Origin of the sequence: Nostoc sp. T09 (genome assembly GCF_002154695.1) — a bacterium.
Classification (GTDB): Bacteria; Cyanobacteriota; Cyanobacteriia; order Cyanobacteriales; family Nostocaceae; genus Aulosira.
This window is the reverse complement of sequence record NZ_MTAV01000055.1, coordinates 81,186-87,306: the sequence shown is the minus strand read 5'-3', so window position 1 is coordinate 87,306 and position 6,121 is coordinate 81,186. Positions and strand designations below refer to the sequence as shown.

The 6,121-nt window shown below is 36.6% G+C and carries 11 protein-coding genes and 1 pseudogene; 7 read left to right on the top strand and 5 right to left on the bottom strand.

The window, feature by feature from the left end; all coding sequences use genetic code 11:
• Window positions 1-207: pseudogene (locus tag BV372_RS13870) on the bottom strand (photosystem II q(b) protein); the annotation flags it as partial.
• A 509-nt stretch (window positions 208-716) separates the two neighbouring features.
• Here BV372_RS13870 and BV372_RS13865 point away from each other — a divergent pair.
• On the top strand, window positions 717-1,547 hold the full coding sequence (locus BV372_RS13865; protein ID WP_086687091.1) for a dienelactone hydrolase family protein: 831 nt from the start codon (window positions 717-719) through the stop codon (window positions 1,545-1,547).
• A gap of 209 nt (window positions 1,548-1,756) precedes the next feature.
• Here BV372_RS13865 and BV372_RS13860 read toward each other — a convergent pair whose 3' ends face one another.
• Complete coding sequence (locus tag BV372_RS13860) at window positions 1,757-1,975, bottom strand: helix-turn-helix transcriptional regulator (RefSeq protein ID WP_086687083.1); 219 nt, start codon at window positions 1,973-1,975, stop codon at window positions 1,757-1,759.
• 164 nt (window positions 1,976-2,139) lie between these two features.
• Between BV372_RS13860 and BV372_RS13855 the strand changes: the two genes are divergently transcribed.
• The 3 genes from BV372_RS13855 to BV372_RS13845 all read left to right on the top strand — a co-directional run bounded on the left by BV372_RS13855 (window position 2,140) and on the right by BV372_RS13845 (window position 3,221).
• A complete protein-coding gene (locus BV372_RS13855) occupies window positions 2,140-2,376 on the top strand; it encodes a hypothetical protein (RefSeq protein WP_086687090.1) in 237 nt (78 codons plus the stop codon).
• 186 nt (window positions 2,377-2,562) lie between these two features.
• On the top strand, window positions 2,563-2,823 hold the full coding sequence (locus BV372_RS13850) for a hypothetical protein (protein WP_086687082.1): 261 nt from the start codon (window positions 2,563-2,565) through the stop codon (window positions 2,821-2,823).
• Window positions 2,820-3,221, top strand: a complete 402-nt coding sequence (locus tag BV372_RS13845) for a type II toxin-antitoxin system VapC family toxin (protein ID WP_086687081.1) — start codon at window positions 2,820-2,822, stop codon at window positions 3,219-3,221. The genes BV372_RS13850 and BV372_RS13845 overlap by 4 nt, the downstream gene beginning before the upstream one ends.
• Before the next feature lie 137 nt (window positions 3,222-3,358).
• Here the strand turns inward: BV372_RS13845 and BV372_RS13840 are convergent, their stop codons facing one another.
• Window positions 3,359-3,571 (bottom strand): hypothetical protein, encoded by a 213-nt coding sequence (locus tag BV372_RS13840; protein WP_218776721.1) that lies wholly within the window; start codon window positions 3,569-3,571, stop codon window positions 3,359-3,361.
• Window positions 3,572-3,680: 109 nt separating this feature from the next.
• On the opposite strand from BV372_RS13840, the gene BV372_RS13835 reads away from it, so the two are divergent.
• The 3 genes from BV372_RS13835 (at window position 3,681) to BV372_RS36285 (ending at window position 5,233) form a co-directional block, all read left to right on the top strand.
• Window positions 3,681-3,923 carry a helix-turn-helix transcriptional regulator gene (locus tag BV372_RS13835; protein WP_086687079.1) on the top strand — a complete coding sequence of 81 codons (243 nt, stop codon included), beginning with the start codon at window positions 3,681-3,683 and terminating at the stop codon, window positions 3,921-3,923.
• A 257-nt stretch (window positions 3,924-4,180) separates the two neighbouring features.
• The gene (locus BV372_RS13830) at window positions 4,181-5,002 is read left to right on the top strand and encodes an endonuclease NucS domain-containing protein (protein WP_086687078.1); all 822 of its coding nucleotides are present in this window, start codon (window positions 4,181-4,183) and stop codon (window positions 5,000-5,002) included.
• A 54-nt stretch (window positions 5,003-5,056) separates the two neighbouring features.
• Window positions 5,057-5,233 (top strand): hypothetical protein, encoded by a 177-nt coding sequence (locus BV372_RS36285; RefSeq protein ID WP_179198083.1) that lies wholly within the window; start codon window positions 5,057-5,059, stop codon window positions 5,231-5,233.
• A gap of 121 nt (window positions 5,234-5,354) precedes the next feature.
• On the opposite strand, the gene BV372_RS13825 is transcribed toward BV372_RS36285, so the two are convergent.
• On the bottom strand, window positions 5,355-5,699 hold the full coding sequence (locus tag BV372_RS13825; RefSeq protein WP_086687077.1) for a XisI protein: 345 nt from the start codon (window positions 5,697-5,699) through the stop codon (window positions 5,355-5,357).
• The gene (locus BV372_RS13820; RefSeq protein ID WP_086687076.1) at window positions 5,687-6,103 is read right to left on the bottom strand and encodes a XisH family protein; all 417 of its coding nucleotides are present in this window, start codon (window positions 6,101-6,103) and stop codon (window positions 5,687-5,689) included. The genes BV372_RS13825 and BV372_RS13820 overlap by 13 nt, the downstream gene beginning before the upstream one ends.
• Window positions 6,104-6,121: the final 18 nt, after the last annotated feature.

Genomic DNA, 6,121 nt, shown 5'->3' with positions numbered 1-6,121 from the left:
ACCTGCAACAGGTTCACGGATACCATCGATGTCTACTGGAGGTGCAGCGATGAAGGCGATCACGAAGCAAGCGGTTGCAGCTAGCAGGGTAGGGATCATGAGGACACCGAACCAACCGATGTATAGACGGTTGTTTGTGCTGGTGATCCACTCGCAGAAGCGATCCCATACGTTAGCGCTGACGCGCTGTTGTAGAGTTGCTGTCATGGTTTTATGATTGCGATTGCGTTATTTGTGTACGCAGGAATAATTACTTATGATGTTTTTTATCTTAGAGGTTATGTAAAGCATTGTAAAGAAGTTTTACGTAAAGTTTACTTAACTGATTTATAAGTTCAACTTATAACTACTCATCTGTAATTGAAGTGGAAATCTGAGCAAATTTATAATTGAGCTTTGAACCTATCCCACATACACAAATGTTGAAATTACCGCTATAGAAAGTTTTTGAGAGGATTAGATTATGAAGGAACTAATTCTAGGCGTGCTCAATTTCTAGAACGACATTTTGCGGACATACTACACGGTCATAAGTAAAATTCAAGTTTTTAGACAATAAAATATACGAGCAGTTAAAATTATATAAAACTAATTATTAGAATAACTAAAGATATTGATCATTTGCGTTATCTAATAATTTGAACTGTCTATTGCTGACTGAAGTAGACGATATTCTGAAAAAAAATTCAACTAGGATAGCTCAAGGCATAAAGATGATGAAAGAGATAACACGCCGCAACTTTATCGCAACTGCTACCCTTGCAACAGGTTTTGCTCTAGCAGTGCAGCCTGTTACTGCGAAAGTCATCACCACTGATACCAAAGGATTGGTCGCGGGTGCGGTGAAAATACCCGTTCAAGATGGTGAAATTCCAGCTTATAGAGCGCAGCCTGCTACAGGTAAGAATTTCCCGATTGTGCTAGTACTCCACGAAATCTTTGGTGTACACGAGCATATTCAGGATGTCGCCCGTCGCTTTGCCAAGTTGGGATATTTAGCGATCGCACCAGAATTATTTGCACGTCAGGGTGATGTCTCTAAGTTAAGCAGCATTGACGAAATTCGCCCAATTGTTGCGAAAGTACCAGATGCTCAGGTACTATCTGACCTTGATGCCACTGTAGCTTGGGCTGTCAAGTCTGCCAAGGGAAATGCCAATAGGTTAGGAATTACAGGTTTCTGCTGGGGTGGTCGAATTACTTGGCTGTACGCTGCACACAATCCCAAAGTAAAAGCGGGTGTGGCGTGGTATGGACGACTGGTGGGTGATGCTACCGAACTCACACCTAAGCATCCAGTAGATATTGCCTCGACGCTGAAAGTACCTGTACTCGGACTCTACGGCGGTAAGGATACTGGCATTACCTTAGATACAGTAGAGCAAATGCGCGATCGCTTAAAGTCCAGCAGCAGTAAATCTGAAATTATCCTTTATCCCAATGCACCCCATGCCTTTTTTGCTGATTATCGCCCCTCTTACCGCGAGAAAGAAGCTGATGATGGTTGGAAACGTCTGCAAGCTTGGTTTAAGCAGCATGGTGTCTAAGTCTGCGGATGGGGCAATGTAGGCATTGCCTTTTAGATAACACGGGTTAAGCTGACTTGTTCAATGGGGCAATTCAGTAATTTTTATCACGATAATTTCAGCTTTCATAAAAAATCCAACGCGATCGCACTTTGGGAATTGAAGAGTGCGATCGCCTGAATTGCTCTTGACTAAACCTGCTTCTACCAAAAACAGGGAGTAAGTTAAAGCTATGTATCTTGAGCAAGCATTGATTCTTTCGCTGCTTGTACTAACTCTTCTTCTGTGCATTGATACAAATCTCGCAGGCGGAATACTTGCCATACTTCCATTTTCGGCGTTGTTCTCCCCTTTTCCCAGTTGCGAATTGAAGATTCCGCGCAGTCTAGTTCTTTAGCTACGTCAAAGACTCTCAGCCCTGCACGTTCTCTCAAGGCTCTCAAATCCATAGCTGACTAGACCTTTGATATAACTTTTTATCGTTAACTTTTAGCGTTAAATATTGACAGTATATAACCGTTTGCACTTTAATCTTCATTGAAGAGGCGTTAGTGCATCCCCGGCAAGAGACTCCCTAACGCCCTTCACTAAACTTTTTATGGATAAATTAATCATGCCACAAAACAACGAATACAACGATTTATCGTCAGAGACTCAGACGATTGCTTACAAAGAACGCTTGAATCCTTGGGCTATTACTCGTCTACTTCCAGATATGCAACGGGTAACTGTTGCGAGATTTCGCACTCGATCTGATGCAGAAGGTCATTTGCAACGTTTACGCCAACTTATCCCTGACGCTAACTTTGCGGTAGTTTTTGATTCCCAGCGTGAGGAAGCGGTGATTTAGAGGAATTGCGATCGCATTTTTTGGGGTGAGAGTGCGATCGCAAAATAAGTAGAAGGTGTGTTAGAGCTACGTGTCTTGAGCAAGCATTGATTTTCCTGATACTTTTCCTAACTACAATTATTTATATATAAAATATAATCAGCTATCTGGTAGTAGAAAATTTTCTATTTAACCTAATTAAATGCTATGCAACAAATAACTTTGAACTCTCATGTTGGACAAGATGGAATATTACATTTAGATATTCCTGTAGATGTCACTAATGTTGATTTAACTATTACTGTAATTTTACAACCCGTTACTGATTCTCAGCCGGAGAATCAACCTAAAGGAAAAGGTTGGCCTGCTAATTTTTTTGAAGAAACTTCTGGCTGTTTGAAAGATACTCCTTTAGTGATAGATTCCGAAGGTGTTTTTGATGATTTAGAAGACTTTAAATTGTCATGAAATATTTGCTAGATACAAACGTATGTATTAAATATCTCAATGAAGATTCGATTATTCGCCGGAAGCTTGAAAATTATGATTTAGAAGATATTGCGGTTTGTTCAGTTGTGAAACTAGAGTTGTTTTATGGAGCGATGAGGAGTGATAATCCCGATCAAGTATGGGCAAAAGTAAAGCGATTTTTGGAAGTATTTATTTCTTTACCTTTAGATGATATTTCAGCGTTAAATGCAGGTAGGATTCGCGCTCAATTGGCTAATGCTGGTAATCCTATTGGTTATAATGATTTATTAATTGCTTCAATTGCGCTATCTCATGATTTAATTTTAGTGACTCATAATACTAAAGAATTTGTCAGAGTTGAAGGGTTAAAAATAGAAGATTGGGAGATTGAATAATAGAACTTTACAACCAACTATAAATGTCTACGATGCAGTAAAGGCATTTGTGGCATTAATTTTGGACTGTATATAGTTTAAGGTGATCGCACTCTTAATTCCCAAGTGCGATCGCAATACAATTGCAAAGATAATGATCAGCTTGTTGGAACGCTTCTGGTTAAAATCTTCATGACTTTGCCTGGTTCAGAAGCCGCTAAAAGTGGACTCCACTCGCTAATCTCAGCAAAACCCATTTTATAAAGCGTGTGAATAGTACTGGTAACAGTCTGCCGCGAACCAATGACGAGGAAACTAACTGGTTCTCGATCTGGATCTGGTTGCATGGAAGGTAGAGAGCTTTTGTTCATTAGAGTTAACCTAAAAATTATGTTCGGAATCACGAACATAATCACTTTAGCATTTTGTTCGTAATTCCGAACATTTACTTAGTTATAAGCCTCTGACAAAATCGGAGGCATGGGAAAAGCAGGAAAAGCTCTCAAACGGGTACTAGAAATTTATGACATTACCCAAAATCGATTGGCTGTAGTGATGGGAGTCAATCGTTCTAGTGTTTTTGGCTGGGTAAATGAAATTGCAGATCCACCAGGTGATACAGTCGTGAAAATTCGCAAGGCGCTTCAAGAAATTGAGCCTGCTGCTGCTGAGGTGTTTGTCAGACTATTCTGGGAAGATTTAGAAGAGGATAAGCAACCCTAGTTGCGAACTAGTTAAGCTACTGAAAAAATAAGGCGTGATCGCATTTGGTAATGAAGAGTGCGATCGCAGTTCACCGCCTTCACTTATCCAAAATAAGGACATCAGATAATTTTGAGTATAAATTAAATATAAAACTATATCTAGTTTTTTGTTCAGAAGCAGACTGAAGCCTTATAGAATTTGCTTTTTAGCCTCACTGAAGTTTCAAAAGCAAATTCCTGTTTCCGGATTATTACTGAGATATTTGGGAAAATACTATGGCACAAAATGTAGCATTACGCAAAACAGATCAAGGGTGGAAATTTATTGATGAGTCTGAATTAGAAACCTTTGTTTGGGATAATTTAGAAGAAATATTTGGACTAAAGCCCTTAAAGCGCCAATTGTCGATAAAAGGAGAAATTTGTGACATTTTAGCAATAGGAAAAAAGAATCAACTAGCTATTATTGAACTCAAAAATACAGAAGATAGATATGTAATTAATCAACTCACACGCTATTATGAAAATTTATTAGAGAAACAACCTTTTAAAGATATTATTAATTATGATGAAGAAATTCGTTTGATAGCTATATGTCCAAGCTTTCATCGTCATAACTTAATTGATAAAAAATATAGCAAGTTGAAATTTAATTTATTTACTTTTTGTATTAAATATCAATCTAATGAATTTTATTTTAATTTATCTCATGTTCATCAGCAATTAAAAACAAATATTGCCAGAATTAATTATCAAGAAGTTAATTTACAAAATCAAGTAAATGATAATATTCCTGATCCACCAAGACTATTATTAGATTGGTTAGGTTCTTTAACAAACACAGAAATAGAAAACCTCACAAAAATCAGACATCAAATCTTAAGCTTTGACTGTAGGTTAGAAGAAATAGTACTTAATAAAAGTATTATATATGCAAGTAAATATGGTAAAGAAAAAATTAGGCAGTGTGCAGAGTTATGTTTTGAGCGAAAAGCGAAGAAGATAATATTATTTCTCTGGCTAATTATTCCCAATCGCCAAAATAAAACTATTGCTAGAATGCAAATTGATACAGCGCAAGAGTATCTAACATATTGACGATATGCTCCTGTAAAAGAAGGAAGTATAATTTGGACAAACTTCTATCGCCGTTTGTATACTGTTACAATAAATAATGATAGAAATTATGGTATTGTTACAGAAAATAATCGCAGTTTTTATTGTGTTCCTGTAGGCAATGGTGAATGGTCAAAAGAAGAAATATTTGGTGAAGACATTAATCATATCATTAATCAAGCATTACAAACATGGCTAAAAAGAATCAATTAAAATAAATTTATAGATTCGATTTTAAGTCAGTTAAATCCAAAAATTATGTATTGGATTTAAACAAATAAAAATTAAGTGGGCATTGCCCACTATACTATAACTACTACTATTTATAAACTACTCAAGTAACAGCAAACTCAGTCAATTTACGAGTTTCTGGAGCATGAAAAGCTAAAACAATATCTTCTTTCGGTACACCTTCTTTTAATAACTCAGTAGCAATTCCTTCTTCTGTCCAATCTTCCTCAATATAAATTTTCTCATTTTTGAAGCGAACATAAACAGAAATTGCTTTAACTCGTTTTCTTTCTTTCCAACCAACATCAAACCACAGATATTGATCTCTTTCTTCATCAAAAGCTAACACAGTATCAACTCCAGAGATATTAGGAGTTTGTCCTGCTAGTTGATCGTATTCAGTTAATATTTTTTTGATGATTGAACGGTAATGATTTAATTTATCCATTGCACAATTTCCTCTCGATCAATGTTAATAACAATCAGCAAGATTTGATATTGTTCGATAACCAGTTTTATACCTGGTTGCTGAAAAAAAGTTTCATAAATTTCTTGTTCAATCCCCAAATAAACATTTTGCTGAGGATTAATCACAGATAAAAGTGTACGGTATAAAATATATTGACCTAAAGCACATTGAAATTCATGAATTGGAGAAAGACCCAGAAAACTCTTAATTTCAACTACTATATTAGCTTCTGCTTTTTGTGCGGAAAACAATTTTTTACCTGACAGATCGGCAAATAGCTTTAGACCCTCGTATGTAATAGTGTAAGGATCGCGAGTAATTGTCCAACCATCCTTAATTAAGGCGTTTTTAAATCCATCATGGTAGGTATCTTTTGCTGGCATTGTCACCCTGCTAAGAAT